Source organism: Streptomyces sp. NPDC001401 (assembly GCF_042895385.1).
In the GTDB taxonomy this organism is placed as follows: domain Bacteria; phylum Actinomycetota; class Actinomycetes; order Streptomycetales; family Streptomycetaceae; genus Streptomyces.
In genome coordinates, this window is record NZ_JBIAWI010000004.1 from 337,962 (window position 1) to 352,320 (window position 14,359).

Here is a 14,359-nt window from a genome sequence, read left to right on the forward strand (position 1 = left end):
TGATTCAGGGGGATTAGCGGTGTGGGTGGCGATCTGAGGGTGGGCATCATTCGCTCGCATGAACATGCCTGTCAGCGAGAAGGCGGAGGTAGAGCCAGCGAAGGCGCCGAGACAGGGCGCCCGGGCCGGGAGTGTGACACCTCTTGGGAAAGTGACACGCGCTCGCGACTCGCGGGCATACCCCGCCCCAGAAATGCACCTCTGAACTTCGAAGACCCCCTTACGAGCCCCCCGCTCCATACGTCCGTGCGCCTTCGTACGGCAACACCGCCCACATCCGCGTGCCTCCACCAGGCTCCCGCGCATCACCGAAGCCCCAATCCCCACCGCACGCCCTGACCACACAGGCCAGCACCCGCAGGGCCGCCCGACGGCGCGCCTCGCAGGCCGCGGCGAGGCGGGGGTGGGCGTGGCGGGGGTGGCCGTCGTAGAGGATCACGCGTAGGGCACCGTCCCGGTAGCGGAGAGATACGTACACCTCGGCCGCGGGTGTGAAACGGCAGGCACAGGAGGCGAGTTCACTTACCGCCTGTACGGCGGCGTCGGCCACGTCCCCGAGGCCGTGGGCCTGCAGGATCGTACGGGTCGCGGTGCGCGCGATGGCCGGACTGCGGGGTGCGGCCGGGAGCGTGAGGCTGTAGGCGAGGGTTTCGGGTGTCGGAGGTGTGGGCGGTGCGTCGACGGCAGTCGGGACCTGGCAGGACGTCACGCTTGCGGACATGGCAACTCCCATGGATGGACAGTGATTTGGGCTCCGCCCGGTGGCTTGTCTCCCTGGCGCGGGCCCGCCCCTCCCAGGGGAGGAGAGTGCGGGCAGGCTCGCGCGATGCGCTTCCGGGATCCCGGAGGGGTCGTAATCGACCCGTCACTGACTGTAGGACATCTCGGAGTACACGTACTACCGTTTCGCGAGATCGGATCCGCCCACGGTGGACCGGTCGCCGGGCACTTGGGCAGACTGGCCCCGTCGCATTCGAAGGGGAGGGGCGCATGGCGCCGAGGAGTACGCCGACGGCGCGCCAGCAGCGCCTGGGTGCCGAGCTGCGAAAAATGCGCCTCGCAGCCGGGATGACGACGGAGTACGCCGCCGGGCTGCTGGGGGTTCCCCGCACGAACGTGCCCAACATGGAATCCGGCCGCTCAGGTATCAGCCCCGAGCGCGTACGCACTCTGGCGAGCAATTACGGCTGCACGGACCAGCCCCTCGTCGAGGCACTGGCCGCGATGGCCGGCGAGCGCGAAAAGGGATGGTGGAAGTCGTACCGGGAGCAACTGCCCGTGAGCTTCCTGGACATCGCCGAATTGGAGTGGCATGCCAAGCGCGTGCGTATCGCGTTGAGCGTGCACCTGCCCGGTCTACTGCAGACAGAGGAACACGCCCGGGCCGTCTTCGAGGCCGTGATCCCACGCCTGCCCAAGGCCGAGGTGGACGCCCGCGTGGCTCACCGAATGGAGCGGCAGCAGGTGCTCGACCGGCCGAACCCTCCGGAGCTGGACGTCATCATCCATGAAGCCGCGCTCCGCATGGAATTCGGCGGATCGGGCGTGGCCCGGCGGCAGTTGGAGTACCTGCTGGCCATGTCCGAACGCGACGCCGTGACAGTACGGGTCATCCCGTTCAAGGCGGGCGGCTTTCCGGGAGCGGGTCAATCAGTCGTGTACGTCGAGTCGACTGTGCCCCAACTCGACACCGTGGAGCTCGACAGCACACACGGTCCTGAGTTCATCGACTCGGAAACGCAGCTCCGCAAGTACCGGGCCCAACTCGACGCGGCAGCGTCCGTGGCGCTCGCGCCGGATGCCTCGCGCGACTTCATCCGCACCCTCGCCGACGACCTCTAGGAGACATCGACCGTGCCCACCATCACCTGGGAAGACCCCTTCTGCGGGGAAGGGGCCAACTGCTTCCGCATAGGCACAGACACTGCCGGCAACGCGTACATCAGCGTCGCCGGACAGGAGGAGCGCTTCGTCGCCGACAGCCGCGACGCTCTTCGTGCCCTCATTCTGGAGATCAAGGCGGGCAAGGCGGACCACTTGCTGTAGTCGTTCCCTGCAAGGTCAGCGGGACGACTCCGCCAGCGTGGCCCGGTGGGCGGCGGTGGCCTCCCTCATCCTTCGGCGCATCTCTGCGGACTCCTCGTCCGTCACATCGTGCCCGAACCGTTCGGCGAGGAGAGTGCGGGTACGGTCGGCCCTTGCCTTGGTCTGCTCAGGGGTCAGAGTCTGAGCAGCGATCTCCCGCATGAGGCCACGAAGACTGATGCCGCGCGCCTCCGCGACGGCAGCGAGCTGGTCACGGACTTCGACGGGCACACGAATCATGGCGTCGGGCATACCGGGAGTATGCACCACGCATGCACCCCATTGCGGCGATGGACGCCGACCCGTCCCGCCGGTGTTCGTACCGAACGGGCCCATGGCGTCCGAGGGTTGTTGATCAGCTCTCCGTTCGCGGAAACGTGACCTCGACCCGGCGATTCTTCCTGCGGCCGGCCTCCGTGGAGTTGTCGGCGATCGGGTACTGCTCGCCGTAGCCGCGTACCTCGAAGGTGATGTTCGGGTCGTGGAGTTCCTGGTCCAGGACGTCCTGTACGGCGTTGGCGCGCTGCCTGGACAGGACGTCGCCGTGGGCGGAGGAGCCCAGGTTGTCCGTGAAGCCGAAGACGCGGACCTTTGTCGCGTTCTGCTTCTTGATCTCGGCGGCGATCCCGGCGATACGGGACTTCGCCTCGCCGCTCAGCTTCGCGCTGTCCTTGCTGAACAGGACCTCGGCCTGGAGGGCGAACGTGACGTCGGAGTTGGTGTCTTCGCGGCGTTCCTCGCCGCCCTGGTCCTCTACGACGGACTTGATGTCCAGCACTTTGGGCGTGGCGAGGGTGGCGCCCTCGGGGAGCTTGAGGTCGGGGTCGTTCGGGTCCACCTTGACCGGGGCCGAGGCTGTCGCTTCGGTTCCGGGCGGGACGCTCGGGCTGTCGTCCGCGTGGGCCGTCACGGCGCCGAAGATGTTTGTGGCGACCATGAGGGAGGCGGCGGTGAGGGTGAGCGCGAGGCGCGGGATTCCCGTTCGGGCTGGGGCGTGGGTGGCGGTCATGGTCGGCCTCACCCAGAGATCGCGATGTCAGCGGGAGCGAACATCGGGAGCTGGAAGGAAACTTGGGTCGTGTCGGTGGGCGGGGCGGGGAACTGCATGAACACCGGCACGGTTTCGCCTGACTTGACTGAAGTGATGCCCGTCGTGGTCAGCGGGCGACCATCCGTGTCGCGCAGCACGTAGTAGCGCTTCTTCCCCTTGGAGTCCACCAACGTGGCTCCGCCGAGTGACCGACCATTCCTGATGATCTCGGTTTCATTGCCGCTCAGTTGGGCGGGAAGGGTGAGTGTCTTGCCACCGTCGTTCTTCAAGTCCCCGCTGACCGTGACGAATCCGCCCGAGTCCCGCTTTGCTGAGGTGATCTGAAGCAGCAGGCCATCTGGGCCCTTCAATTCGGCCAAGGGCTCATCCGACTGCCCCTCCTGAGCGCTCGCATTTGACCCACTGCCCTTGGAGGCGGACGCCGACGTGTCCGGCTTCTTGTCGTCGCCGCCACCACTGCCGCAACCGGCCACCCCGATGGCCAGTCCGGCCGCAACGGTCAACGCGACCATCCCCCTACGGGCCTTCGTAGTGAACCGAATGCTCATGACTCCGCTTCCCTCATCACTCGTCGTTCGCTTGTCAGTCGGCCAGATGGACGTCGAAGAGGTCCTTGGGCTTTGGTAGACCAGCCGGGTCGTCCGGATCCAGATCCCAATCCCTGTTGTCCTTGCAGGTGAGCCTCGGCAAGACATCGGCCCCGGCGTCCTCACCCGGGGGATCGAACCCGCAGAGCGGCTCGATCACGGCCTTGGCGGACGCCTTGGAGCGCTTGTTCTCCGTACCAGGGACGATCGAGTCTCCGACGGACTTGTCCGTCTTGACCTCGACTGTGTAGCTCAGGTCCGACAGTTGTCCGTCGCAACCGAGCACCTGCGCGTCGTTCTGCGCCGCGAGCTGGTCCGCACGCGGGCAGCCGTCGAGTACCGCCGCTCGGCCGTCGAGGATGTCCTGCCACTTCGTGGGGTCGCGTACTACGCCCACCCACTGTCCTGCGAGTGTGTCCCGGGTGTCCTGCGCCGCCGCCAGAGCAGCCGCGTCGGCTGCCGTCTGGGCTCCGTTCCGATTTGCCGCGGCCTGGCCGACCGCAAGGTACGCGAACGCGAGAAAGAGCAGGCCCGCCACCACCGTGATGTAGATGGGGAAGGCCTGCCCTGCGTCGTCGTACCTACGGGGCCGCATCAGCCGCCAGTGACTTCGGTGATCTTGTCGGTGATCGCGTTGAAGATCGTCTGCCCGATGTCCGTACCCGTAATAGCCAGCACGATCGCCACGACCACCGCGATGATCCCCAGATACTCCACCGCCGTCTGCCCCTTGTCGTTGCGCGCGGCGCGGGTCTGCAGGTATGCGACGGTGGTGTTGATCCAGTTGCTCATGGTGTTCCCCTCCGGGTCGGATCTCCGTGCCGCTCTCGGCACGAGAACCGTACTGCGGAACACCCGTCCCGCCGGAGGGTCCCAGGGCCCAATCAAGGGCCCAAAGCGAGGCCCAGCCACGACCTCGGGACTGCCCGTTCCCCCCTGCCGTCACCGCCGGTCACCCCACCCCTCGGCCTGACCCCGGAGCCGTACCCAGCCATTTGGCGGCTGCCTCCGAGCGGCTGGTGCTGTGGAGTTTCGCGAAGATGCGGTTGATGTGGTTCTTGACCGTCTTCTCGCTGATGAAGCAGGTGGCGGCGATCTGCTGGTTGTTCATTCCGGACGCGATGAGGTCCATGATCTCCGCCTCCCTCGTGCTCAGTTGGAACCTTGCCCTGTCGGGAGCAGCCACAGGACGGCCACTCGACCATCCAGACGACGACTGTCCCACACTCGGTTGCACCTGCGAAAGGTTTTCTGAAGAAATAGTGGAGACAGGAGTACCCGGTACGTTGAAATCCGCTGGTGGAGTGGGGTGTTGAGTAGGTGCATGCGAATGTGCGGGGTGCTTATTTTCGTATGCAGTTGCACTACCCAGGCCCTCCGGAAGAGGTGGGCCTCCCTGCCCCTGGCGGAGCTGGGCGAGCAGAGCCCCTGCCGCCGTCGGGGTGAAGTGGGCCCTGCCCTCCTTGATGTCCCATACGGCCGCGACCAGTTGGTCCGCCGTGAACTCACCGTGGACCAGGTAGCCGCCGGCGCCTCGGCGCAGCGCCTCCTGGACGATCTCCGACTCCCTGCTGTACGTGAGCATCACCACGGGGGCGATCTGCACCAGGTAGGGGAGCGCCGAGATGCCGTCGACGCCTGGCATGCGGACGTCCAGGAGGATGACGTCGGGGTGGTGTTGGAGGGCCGCCTCGTAGGCCTGGCGGCCGTCTGCCGCTTCCGCCACCACTGTGATGTCGCCGCGGCCGGAGAGGAGTGCCGTCAGGCCCGCGCGGACGACCGGGTTGTCGTCCGCCACCACGATCTTGAGCGGCTCGGGTGCCGGGAGTGCCTCGAACGGGTGGTGGGGCGGCGGCTGTTGGGGGCCGGGGTGGGGAGTCGTGTGGTCCGGCATCTCGCGGCCTCCTCTCTTGTCGTGGGGGACGTGTGCGGCGGCGTACTGGTGCGGTCGAGGGCGAGGGCGAGGGCGATGTCTACGTCGTCAGGGCCGCCAGCGGGAGTTCCAGGCAGACCTCCGTGCCCCTGGGGTGGGCGCCGCGGCCGATGCGGATGCGGGCGCCCACCGACGCGGCCCGCTCCACCATTCCGACCAGGCCGAAGTGGCCTGACCGGCGGAGTTGTTCGAGGGTGGTGCCGGAAGGCAGGCCGCGGCCGTCGTCGTAGACGCTGATGCGGAGGAGGTCGCCGTGGACGCCTGCGTGTACGTCCACACGGGTCGGGGCCGCGTGACGGTGGGCGTTCTCCATCGCCTCCGAGGCGATGGTGAGGAGCTGGCGGGCGACGGCGGGCGGGACGGGCGGGACGGTGTCGTCGCCGGTGGAGCGGTAGGCGGCCGGGACGCCCGTGCGGGTGCTGAAGTCCCTTGTGCGGGCGGCCAGTTCGACCAGTACGTCGGTGGCGTGGTCCGGGTCGGATTCGCGGCGCAGGTCGGCCAGGAGCTCGCGGGACTCGGCGGCTGCCCGGCGGGCCGAGCGGGCGACCAGTTCGGCCTGTTGTCTGACCAGCTTCGCGTCCGTGTCGGGTGCGCCCGCGGAGCCTGCCAGGCCGTCTGCGGCCAGCGCCACTCCGTGGAGGGTCTTGGCCACGGAGTCGTGCATCTCCCTTGCCAGGCGGGCCCGTTCCGCACTCACCGCCTCCGTCACCGCCAGGCGGGCCTGCACCGCGGTCAGGGCCTGCGTTGCGGCGCCGAAGCGGAACATGAGGTTGCGCAGGGCCGAGCCGACCGCCCCCGCGATCACGCAGAGGCCGGGGAGGAGCAGGGTCTCCGCGGGGCCGGCGCCGTGCAGGTCCCTCGCCGCGTGGACGAAGAAGAGGATCAGGGCCTGGAGGGACGCGAAGACCGCGGCGCCCCGCCAGCCGTAGACGATGCCGGCCAGCAGCGGGGTGCAGACGCCGACGTAGGCGAGGGTGCTGTCCGGGCCCGCGGAGATGAGGAGCAGGGAGCCGAAGAGGGTGTCCACCGCCAGGAGGGTGGGGTGGCGCAGGAGGAGGGGGCCGAAGCGCTCCCAGTCCCTGAAGAGGACGTAGGAGCCCATGAAGGTGATGACGACCGCTGCGCCTACGAGTCGGGTGGCCACGCCCGGAGCGGCGTTGAGGAGGGCTGCGGGGGCCGCCAGGGCGATCATGGCCAGGCGGAAGCCGAAGACCTGGCGGCACATGGCCTGGAGGGCGTTGATCTGGATGGGGATGGTGGGGGTGGTGGGGGTGGTGGGGGTGGTGGGGGTGGCTTCGCCGGGTGCGGGTGCGACTGCCGGTGCGGGTGTGTGGGTGGACACCCGGCCTTCGGCCGGGTGCGGGTTCCCACCGGCACCACCCGTACTACTTTCGTTGTCGGGTGGTGCGAGTGGCCCCTGTGGGGGTTGACCGCCATCGGCGACTGCCGGTCCACGGGGCTGCGGCTGTGGGGGCACCGCCGGCAGCGGCGCGTACGCCGGCTCCCACCCCGGTGGCAGCGCCGGTGGAGTCGTGATCTCCGGGAGCTTCGGGCGTCGCCGAAGCAGCCGCGTGCGTTCCTCGCGTCCCTCGCGTCCCTCGCGTCCCTCGCGTCCCTCTGTCGTCGCCATGGCCTTCGTCCGTCCCCCGTCCCTACTTGCCCGTGAGCGAGCCGAAGTCGGTGCCGGAGCCGAGGATCAGGCCGGCGCCGAGGAGGAGCATGGTGGCCGGGACCATGAAGGTGGTGATCATCATGGTGGCCTTGGGGACCGCGCGGGCAGCCTTGCGGCGGGCGTTCTGTGCGTCCGTGCGGCGCATGTCCTTCGCCAAGGACACGAGCGTGTCGACGATCGGTGCGCCCAGTTCCTCGCCCTGCTGCAGCGCCGTCACGAACATCGCGACCTGTTCGGAGTCGTTCCTCCTGCGCAGCTCCGCGAAGGCCTGCCTGCGGCTCATGCCGAGGTCCATCTGGCGCAGAGTGATGCGGAGTTCGTCCGCCCAGGGGCCCTCGTACTTCGAGGCCACTCGGTCCAGCGCCTGGCGGAAGCCGAGGCCCGCGCTCACCACGACCGCGAGCACGTCGAGGAAGTCCGGCAGCGTGCGCTCGATGACGTCCTTGCGGATGCGGATGGCCGACCAGATGCCGACCTCGGTCCAGAACGCGCCGAAGGCGAGCAGGAGCACGGCGATGAAGAACTGGCCCCTCAGCAGGAACACCAGGAAGCCGACGCCGCCCAGGAAGCCGTAGACCGCACGCCGGGCCGCATAGCGGTCGATGGTCAGACCGCCCGGGTTGCCCGCGAGGTCGATCTTTCGGCGGTACTTGGCGACCAGCTTCGGGCCCATCAGGCGCAGGACTGCGGGTGCGTACCGCATGCCGAGGCGGTCGATGAGCGAGTCGACGGCCCCGGTGCGGGTCGAGCCCACCTCCAGGGCGAGCACCAGGTCGCCGGGCAGCTTGGCGTCCGCGCGGTACATGCGGATGCCGGCGAAGATGCCCCAGACGCTGAGGCCCATCACCAGTGCCAGCAGAACTCCCATGGTCATCCTCCCTCCAGGTTTTCGGGCTTCTCGGACGCCTCAGACGTCGATACGGGACAGACGGCGGATGAGGACGAAGCCGACCGCGTAGAGCGAGAAGGCGATGATCACCGCGGCCTGGCCGAGCGAGGAGCCCGTCATACGGTCCAGGGCGCCGTGCTTGACGCCGTTCATGAGGAACAGGGAGCCCACGCCGAGCACGGGGACGGCGTACGACGTCATGTTGACCTGGGAGAGCTGGGTGCGGACCTCGCGCCGCGTCTCCTTGCGTTCCTCGAGCGTGTCCGTGAGGTTGCGCAGGGCGGTGACCACCTGGCCTCCCGCCCGGTTCGACAGCACCAGCGTCGTCACGAGTACGACCAGCTCGCGCGACGGCAGCCGGTCGGCCAGCTCGCCCAGCGCGTCGTCCATGGACGCACCGAGCGCCAACTGGTTGGCGACCTTGGCGAGTTCCTCCCCCGCCGGCGCCTCCAGCTCCTCGGCCGCCATTCCGATCGCGGTACGCAGCGCCAGCCCGGCCTGGGTGGCGTTGGCCATGATCCGTGCCAGCTCCGGCAGTTGGTTGATGAACTTCTCGATCCGCTTCTGCCGCTGCCAGTTCAGGAACTGCACTGCCACCCAGATGCCCAGCAGCCCGGCCAGCGGTCCGAAGAAGGGCGCCAGGGACGCCTGGCCGACCAGCCACAGGCCCGCCACCGTCGCGAGCATGTAGACGAAGAACTCGCCCGGCGTGATGTCCAGGCCCGTTGCCGCAAGCCGCAGTTCCAGCTTCTTGCCGAGTTTCGTACGGCGCAGACGGCGGTCCAGGTTGCGGAAGCGCCGTCGGCGGCCGCCCACCGATATCTGGCCGGTGGCCGTGAGGCGGTCGACGAGTGCCTGGCGCTGGGCCTTGCCCGTGGCGTAGGCGTGCAGGCCCATGACTGCCAGGACGCAGGTCAGGAGGGTGATGCCGGTGGTGAGCGTGACTAGGGTTTGCAGATCCATCGGGCGGTTCCTACCTGGCTTCTCGGGTGGCGAGCTGGTCTGCGGACTGGGCGACGCCGAACGCCTGGGGGACGGGCTGGCTCGCCATGTAGAGGCGGTCCGCGGTACGGCGTGGGACCGGGAAGTATTCGAAGGCGCCGTAGATACGGCCGTCGGCGGCCATCGGCCGGGCGTTGAAGCGGGCCACCGTCGCCAGGCGGTACGGCTCGCTGCCGTGGCTGTCCAGGATCGCGATCTCGGTGATACGGCGGATGCCGTCGGCGAAGCGGGTGAGCTGGATGATCACGTCGATGGCGCTGTTGATCTGGTCGTGCAGCGCCTCGAAGGGGACTTCCACCTCGGACATGGACGCCAGGGTCTTCAGCCGCATCAGCGCGTCCTCCGCGCTGTTCGCGTGGACGGTGGCGAGGGAGCCGTCGTGGCCCGTCGACATCGCCTGGAGCATGTCGAGCGACTCGCCGCCTCGGACCTCACCGACGACGATGCGGTCGGGGCGCATACGCAGGGAGTTGCGGACCAGGTCGCGGATGGTGACCTGGCCCTTGCCCTCGACGTTCGGGGGGCGGGACTCCAGCCGGATCACATGCCCCTGCTGCAGCTGGAGTTCCGCCGAGTCCTCGATGGTGATGATGCGCTCGCTCTCGGGGATCAGGCCCGACAGCGCGTTCAGCAGCGTCGTCTTGCCCGTGCCCGTCGCGCCCGACACGATCACGTTGGACTTCGCCAGCACCAACCCCGCCAGCAGGTACAGGATGGGCTCGTCCAGCGAGCCGAAGCCGATCATCTCCTGGAGCGTGAAGGAGCGCGGGAAGCGGCGGATGGTGAGGGTGGCGCCCGTGAGGGACAGAGGCGGGATGATCACGTTCACGCGCTCGCCGGACGGGAGGCGCGCGTCGACCATCGGATTCGACTCGTCCACCCTGCGGTTCACCGTCGAGACGATGCGCTCGATCGTCTGCATCAGCTGGTCGTGGGAGGGGAAGCGGAGGGGCAACTGCTCCACCCTGCCGGCTCGTTCGACGAAGATCGCGTCCGGGCCGTTCACCATGATCTCGGTGATCGACGCGTCTTCGAGGAGCGGCTCGAGGATGCCGAGGCCCAGGGCCTCGTCCACCACCCGGCGGATCAGCTGCGAGCGCTCGACGGTCGACAGCACCGGGCCCTCGCGGCTGATGATGTGCCCGAGCACCCGCTCCAGGCGGGCGCGGCGCTCGGCCGCGGCCAGCGCGCTCATCTCCGCGAGGTCGATCTCCTCGAGCAGCTTCGCACGATAGGAGGCGACCAGGTGGCCGTCCTCGCCCCGGTGGCCGTTCTCCTCGGGGGAGTTGATGCGTGCGCGCAGGCTCATCGTCGGTGCTCCTTGTTCCTGCGTCAGCCAGTGGTCGTGGTCGAGTCGAGTGGCATGGTCGCGGTCTTCTGTGCGGGGTCGAAGTCCCAGCCGGGGACGATCGACGGGATCTGGACCGTCGCGGTGACGGTGACCGTGTCGCCGCCCGGCGCGGCGGTGCAGGCGACCGACAGCCCGTCGCTGATCGCGTTCGCGCAGCCCTGCTGGGCGGTCCCCGGCTCCAGCGAGGCCGCACGCGCCCCGGCCCGGGCCGCCGTACCCGCCTGCTGTGCGGCGTAGGCGATCAGCCCCAGCTGCACGACCGCCATGCCGACGATGATCAGGACGGGCAGGAACCCCAGGTATTCGATGGCGACTTGGCCCTGGTCACGGCGTTTGCGTCGATACGGCAGTCGATACGACATCTCAGTGCGTCGCCTCCTCGACCGCGCCGGCGTGACCCCTCACCTTGAACGGGAAGCTGAACGTGCCCGGGAACAGAATGGGTACGTCGAGCGAGACGTCGGCGGTGACATAGCCGCCCCCGGTGTTGCACTGCACATCGGCGCCGCCCTTCCATGCGTCCGACAGGTCCTTGCGTCCCGCCTGGTCGCACTTGGCCTGGCGATCGCCCGCGGCCGCCGTCCCCGCCCGCACCGCCTCGTCCGCAGCATTCCCCGCAAGCGTGTACGTGTACCCCACCAGCACGAGCTGCCACAGCACCACCAGCGTGATGATGATCGTCGGCATCATGCCCAGGAACTCGATGGTGACCTGGCCCCGGTCACGCTCCCCCGACGACAACGACGGCAACGCCCGCATCCCCATCCGCCTCAGTCCCTACGCCGCCGGAAACTCACCGACCCGCGATCCCCCCGAAACCGCCCGCCACCCCGCTGCGCCCCCTCGACGGCCTTCACCAGCCCCAGCTCCCCCGCCAGCCCCCAGAGCGCCTGCTTCACCACGCTCCTGCTGTCCAGCTCATGGATCCGCCCCGCATCCACGGCGCCCTGCAGTTCCTTGAAGTTCGCCGGAATCACCGTCCCCGCGACCGCCGTACCCGTGATCTTCTGGATCAGCGGCGGCTGGATCTCGGTCCCTCGCGAATACCGGTTGACGACCACCGTCGTCTCCTCGGCCTTGCGGATCTGCAGCCGGTCCCACATCCGTACCGTCCGCTTGGCGCCGCGCACCGCGACCACGTCCGGTGTCGTGATCAGCAGCGCCGTGTCGGCCATCTCCACGGCGGCCGCGCCCGCCCCGCCCAGCTGGGCGCCGCAGTCGATGACGACGACCTCGTAGCGGGAGCGCAGGGCGCTGACGATCTGCCGGGCGGCCCGGTCCGTCACCTCCTCGCCGCGTTCGCCCTCCCCCGGGGCGAGCAGCAGCGCGAGACCCGTGTCGTGCCGGAAGACGGCGTCGGCCAGCACCCTCGGCGAGATGTCCGTGATCGCCGCCAGGTCCACCACCGACCGGCGGAACTGGACGTCCAGATACGACGCCACGTCCCCCGCCTGGAGGTCCATGTCCAAGAGTGCCGTGCTGCGCCCCGACGCCTGTGCCGCCAGCGCCAGTTGGATGGCGGTGAGGGTCGACCCGACACCGCCCTTCGACCCGCTCACCGTGACGACGGTCCCCCCGACGCCGGTGAACACATCGCCGCCGGAGCCCAGATGGCGCCGTACCCCCACCGACCACTGCGCCACCGCCTGCACGCGGCTGGCCAGCTCCTCGTAGCTCAGCGGGAGCGCCACCAGGCCCCGCGCGCCGTAGTCCATCGCGGCCTGGAAGAGGCCGGGGCTCGCGTCCGAGGTGACGAGGATGACCCCCACCGCGGGGAAGCGCAGCGCGACCTCGCGAATGAGCTCCAACGCCGGGACCGGGCCGATGCGTTCGTGCACCACCACGACCTCGGGCAGTTCGTCGACGGACTCGGCGGCGAGCCGCGCGAGGGTGTCGACGAGCTGGGTCGAGTCGACGACCGGGGCCACCGGCTCTGCGTCCGGGAGCTGGCTGAGCAGTGTCGTGATGGACCGGACCGCGTCCACGTCGCCGACTGCCGGGAGGATCCTCGTGGGCATGGGGGCCTCTCACTTGTCCTTGGCGAGTTGGTACGTGCGGTCCTGCTCGGGGATGGTCCCGGTCTCGCCCGGCGCGACCAGCGCGAGCCGGACCCGCTTGGCGAAGGACTCGGCGTAGGTCAGACGCTGGGCGTCGAGCGCGGAGAGCGCGAAGGTGATGGGGACGGCCTTGGTGGCCTGACCGGTGCGGTCGGTGGCGTCGGGCTGGAGCGAGGTGAGGTCGCCCACGTCGAGGACCCTGGCATTCGTCACGATGATCTTGGACAGGTCGGGATCGCCCTGCTTCTGACCCTCGAAGGTGGCGTAGACGTTGACCTTGGAATCCGGCGTTATCTTGCCGGCGACTCCGGTCGCCGCATCGATCATGATGGCGACCTCCTGCTGCCCGGGCTGCAGGGCCGGCTGATCGGCGATCATGTCGCTCTGCAGCAGGGAGCCCTTCCTGAGGGTCGTCATGGCGACCTTCCCGCGGATGCCGGCGAGATCGGTGACCGCGTTCGCCGACAGCCACCGCTTGGGCATCTCGGTCTTCTCGAACTGGGCCGCGCTGAGGCTGGTGTACGGCTCGATGTCGCTCTTGACCTCGTACGCCGTGACCTTGGGCCCGACCTCGGACTTCACGTCGCTGATGACGGACAGGACGCCGACGAACGCGCCGAGGGCGCAGACGACCGACAGGAGCAGGAGTAGCACGCCACGGCGCTGACGGGAGTTCATGAACCGTACAACCTCATTGGGGGATATCGGTCGAGCGGATGGGATCGTGCGAGCGGTACGTCTGCGGCGGGGACGACCGCCGGTCATGCCGGTTCAGGAGCCTCTCCCCGCGGGGAGCTGGTTCTCCAGGATGGGCGGTGGGCCGGCGGAGCAGAAGACACAACGGTCACCGATGACGTCGATGCCGCACCAGTGGCAGGAGCCCTGCCGTACCGACGTGACCAGCTGATACAGCACGGACAGTTCGGGCAGGAAGGCGGCGAACTCGATCAGCTTGCCCGTCCCCCACCAGGCCGCGGACTCGGCCGGCAGCACCGCTTCCCTGAGCCCCTGGGCGTTCCACTGCGGGACGAGGCTCGCGGTGACCCAGTCCGACTGCAGCTGTCCCTTCGCGACCAGCATCGAGGTGCCGAACTCCGGCCCCGCGAGGGCGGCCCCGGGGGCGATCTTCACCAACTGCGGCTCGGGATGGGCGAGGACGGCGAAGTGATGGCCCGGCACCCAGGACTTGGCGTGCTGCTTGAGACCGACGTGGACGCGGTCGAGGCGGGCGACCGAGCCGAGCAGTGCTCCGGCGTGGATGTAGTGGGTCAGCAGGCGGCCGGCGGAGGCGAGGACGCCGGGGCTGAGGTCGCAGGAGGCCAGCTGCCTCAACTGGCGGGCCAGGACGGCCAGTCCGAGCGGGGGCAGATCGGGCCGGAACAGGGCGATACGGTCGGTTTCCAGCAGGGAGCGGATCGTGTGCAGCCGCCGCCCGGTCTCCGGAGAGACAGCCTGCGAGCAGACGACGATCAGATGCCCGTACTGGTCGATCAGACTCTGCACGCCCGCCAGCGCCTGCTCCAGCGGCTGCTTGTCCAGGTCCTGCAGGACGATGGCGGGCAAGGTCCGCTCGTCCTGCGGTGGCAGCGCCATGTCGGCACTGGTCACGGCGATGGCAGTTGGCACGCGCAGCTCCCCGGTGACTTCACTCCGTGACTACCTCAGCACTGTATCCACGCCCCTGTGACCGGAGAACAGCGTTTGTGCAGCTGATGGACAACTGACGTTTCAC

General features: G+C 68.9%; 18 protein-coding genes. 2 read left to right on the forward strand and 16 right to left on the reverse strand.

Features of this window, described 5'->3' with window-relative positions:
- Nucleotides 1-220 precede the first annotated feature (220 nt).
- Entirely contained in the window at nt 221-721 is a 501-nt protein-coding gene (locus tag ACFY10_RS16835; protein WP_390665875.1) for an ATP-binding protein, read from the reverse strand.
- A 269-nt stretch (nt 722-990) separates the two neighbouring features.
- Here ACFY10_RS16835 and ACFY10_RS16840 point away from each other — a divergent pair, with 269 nt between their 5' ends.
- Entirely contained in the window at nt 991-1,842 is an 852-nt protein-coding gene (locus ACFY10_RS16840; protein ID WP_390665876.1) for a helix-turn-helix domain-containing protein, read from the forward strand.
- A 12-nt stretch (nt 1,843-1,854) separates the two neighbouring features.
- On the forward strand, nt 1,855-2,046 hold the full coding sequence (locus tag ACFY10_RS16845) for a hypothetical protein (RefSeq protein WP_390665877.1): 192 nt from the start codon (nt 1,855-1,857) through the stop codon (nt 2,044-2,046).
- Nucleotides 2,047-2,061: 15 nt separating this feature from the next.
- On the opposite strand, the gene ACFY10_RS16850 is transcribed toward ACFY10_RS16845, so the two are convergent.
- From ACFY10_RS16850 to ACFY10_RS16920, 15 genes are all read right to left on the reverse strand, one after another.
- The gene (locus ACFY10_RS16850) at nt 2,062-2,337 is read right to left on the reverse strand and encodes an Arc family DNA-binding protein (protein WP_390665878.1); all 276 of its coding nucleotides are present in this window, start codon (nt 2,335-2,337) and stop codon (nt 2,062-2,064) included.
- A gap of 103 nt (nt 2,338-2,440) precedes the next feature.
- The gene (locus ACFY10_RS16855) at nt 2,441-3,094 is read right to left on the reverse strand and encodes an OmpA family protein (protein ID WP_390665879.1); all 654 of its coding nucleotides are present in this window, start codon (nt 3,092-3,094) and stop codon (nt 2,441-2,443) included.
- An 8-nt stretch (nt 3,095-3,102) separates the two neighbouring features.
- Nucleotides 3,103-3,684 (reverse strand): hypothetical protein, encoded by a 582-nt coding sequence (locus ACFY10_RS16860; protein WP_390665880.1) that lies wholly within the window; start codon nt 3,682-3,684, stop codon nt 3,103-3,105.
- A 34-nt stretch (nt 3,685-3,718) separates the two neighbouring features.
- Nucleotides 3,719-4,318, reverse strand: a complete 600-nt coding sequence (locus ACFY10_RS16865) for a pilus assembly protein TadG-related protein (RefSeq protein ID WP_390665881.1) — start codon at nt 4,316-4,318, stop codon at nt 3,719-3,721.
- The gene (locus tag ACFY10_RS16870; protein WP_389076382.1) at nt 4,318-4,515 is read right to left on the reverse strand and encodes a Flp family type IVb pilin; all 198 of its coding nucleotides are present in this window, start codon (nt 4,513-4,515) and stop codon (nt 4,318-4,320) included. The genes ACFY10_RS16865 and ACFY10_RS16870 overlap by 1 nt, the downstream gene beginning before the upstream one ends.
- A 160-nt stretch (nt 4,516-4,675) precedes the next feature.
- On the reverse strand, nt 4,676-5,617 hold the full coding sequence (locus ACFY10_RS16875; protein WP_390665882.1) for a response regulator: 942 nt from the start codon (nt 5,615-5,617) through the stop codon (nt 4,676-4,678).
- A gap of 79 nt (nt 5,618-5,696) precedes the next feature.
- Nucleotides 5,697-7,286 (reverse strand): histidine kinase, encoded by a 1,590-nt coding sequence (locus ACFY10_RS16880; protein ID WP_390665883.1) that lies wholly within the window; start codon nt 7,284-7,286, stop codon nt 5,697-5,699.
- A 22-nt stretch (nt 7,287-7,308) separates the two neighbouring features.
- Nucleotides 7,309-8,196, reverse strand: coding sequence for a DUF5936 domain-containing protein (locus tag ACFY10_RS16885; RefSeq protein ID WP_390665884.1), 888 nt, complete (start codon nt 8,194-8,196; stop codon nt 7,309-7,311).
- 39 nt (nt 8,197-8,235) lie between these two features.
- Nucleotides 8,236-9,180: a type II secretion system F family protein gene (locus ACFY10_RS16890; RefSeq protein WP_390665885.1), complete on the reverse strand. Its 945-nt coding sequence runs from the start codon at nt 9,178-9,180 to the stop codon at nt 8,236-8,238.
- Between the two features lie 10 nt (nt 9,181-9,190).
- The gene (locus ACFY10_RS16895; protein WP_390665886.1) at nt 9,191-10,528 is read right to left on the reverse strand and encodes a CpaF family protein; all 1,338 of its coding nucleotides are present in this window, start codon (nt 10,526-10,528) and stop codon (nt 9,191-9,193) included.
- A gap of 23 nt (nt 10,529-10,551) precedes the next feature.
- Nucleotides 10,552-10,932 carry a TadE/TadG family type IV pilus assembly protein gene (locus tag ACFY10_RS16900; RefSeq protein WP_390665887.1) on the reverse strand — a complete coding sequence of 127 codons (381 nt, stop codon included), beginning with the start codon at nt 10,930-10,932 and terminating at the stop codon, nt 10,552-10,554.
- Between the two features lies 1 nt (nt 10,933).
- Nucleotides 10,934-11,329: a TadE/TadG family type IV pilus assembly protein gene (locus ACFY10_RS16905; protein WP_390665888.1), complete on the reverse strand. Its 396-nt coding sequence runs from the start codon at nt 11,327-11,329 to the stop codon at nt 10,934-10,936.
- Between the two features lie 11 nt (nt 11,330-11,340).
- Nucleotides 11,341-12,588 (reverse strand): CpaE family protein, encoded by a 1,248-nt coding sequence (locus ACFY10_RS16910; RefSeq protein WP_390665889.1) that lies wholly within the window; start codon nt 12,586-12,588, stop codon nt 11,341-11,343.
- Nucleotides 12,589-12,597: 9 nt separating this feature from the next.
- Complete coding sequence (gene cpaB / locus ACFY10_RS16915) at nt 12,598-13,305, reverse strand: Flp pilus assembly protein CpaB (protein WP_390665890.1); 708 nt, start codon at nt 13,303-13,305, stop codon at nt 12,598-12,600.
- Nucleotides 13,306-13,398: 93 nt separating this feature from the next.
- The gene (locus ACFY10_RS16920; RefSeq protein ID WP_390666180.1) at nt 13,399-14,220 is read right to left on the reverse strand and encodes a hypothetical protein; all 822 of its coding nucleotides are present in this window, start codon (nt 14,218-14,220) and stop codon (nt 13,399-13,401) included.
- Nucleotides 14,221-14,359 lie beyond the last annotated feature (139 nt).

Excerpts from the sequence above, each read along its gene's own strand:
- ACFY10_RS16835 (WP_390665875.1), bottom strand. The coding sequence starts at position 721 with ATGTCCGCAAGCGTGACGTCCTGCCAGGTCCCGACTGCCGTCGACGCA.
- ACFY10_RS16840 (WP_390665876.1), top strand. The coding sequence starts at position 991 with ATGGCGCCGAGGAGTACGCCGACGGCGCGCCAGCAGCGCCTGGGTGCC.
- ACFY10_RS16850 (WP_390665878.1), bottom strand. The coding sequence starts at position 2,337 with ATGCCCGACGCCATGATTCGTGTGCCCGTCGAAGTCCGTGACCAGCTC.
- ACFY10_RS16855 (WP_390665879.1), bottom strand. The coding sequence starts at position 3,094 with ATGACCGCCACCCACGCCCCAGCCCGAACGGGAATCCCGCGCCTCGCG.
- ACFY10_RS16860 (WP_390665880.1), bottom strand. The coding sequence starts at position 3,684 with ATGAGCATTCGGTTCACTACGAAGGCCCGTAGGGGGATGGTCGCGTTG.
- ACFY10_RS16865 (WP_390665881.1), bottom strand. The coding sequence starts at position 4,318 with ATGCGGCCCCGTAGGTACGACGACGCAGGGCAGGCCTTCCCCATCTAC.
- ACFY10_RS16870 (WP_389076382.1), bottom strand. The coding sequence starts at position 4,515 with ATGAGCAACTGGATCAACACCACCGTCGCATACCTGCAGACCCGCGCC.
- ACFY10_RS16875 (WP_390665882.1), bottom strand. The coding sequence starts at position 5,617 with ATGCCGGACCACACGACTCCCCACCCCGGCCCCCAACAGCCGCCGCCC.
- ACFY10_RS16880 (WP_390665883.1), bottom strand. The coding sequence starts at position 7,286 with ATGGCGACGACAGAGGGACGCGAGGGACGCGAGGGACGCGAGGGACGC.
- ACFY10_RS16885 (WP_390665884.1), bottom strand. The coding sequence starts at position 8,196 with ATGGGAGTTCTGCTGGCACTGGTGATGGGCCTCAGCGTCTGGGGCATC.
- ACFY10_RS16890 (WP_390665885.1), bottom strand. The coding sequence starts at position 9,180 with ATGGATCTGCAAACCCTAGTCACGCTCACCACCGGCATCACCCTCCTG.
- ACFY10_RS16895 (WP_390665886.1), bottom strand. The coding sequence starts at position 10,528 with ATGAGCCTGCGCGCACGCATCAACTCCCCCGAGGAGAACGGCCACCGG.
- ACFY10_RS16900 (WP_390665887.1), bottom strand. The coding sequence starts at position 10,932 with ATGTCGTATCGACTGCCGTATCGACGCAAACGCCGTGACCAGGGCCAA.
- ACFY10_RS16905 (WP_390665888.1), bottom strand. The coding sequence starts at position 11,329 with ATGCGGGCGTTGCCGTCGTTGTCGTCGGGGGAGCGTGACCGGGGCCAG.
- ACFY10_RS16910 (WP_390665889.1), bottom strand. The coding sequence starts at position 12,588 with ATGCCCACGAGGATCCTCCCGGCAGTCGGCGACGTGGACGCGGTCCGG.
- cpaB (WP_390665890.1), bottom strand. The coding sequence starts at position 13,305 with ATGAACTCCCGTCAGCGCCGTGGCGTGCTACTCCTGCTCCTGTCGGTC.
- ACFY10_RS16920 (WP_390666180.1), bottom strand. The coding sequence starts at position 14,220 with ATGGCGCTGCCACCGCAGGACGAGCGGACCTTGCCCGCCATCGTCCTG.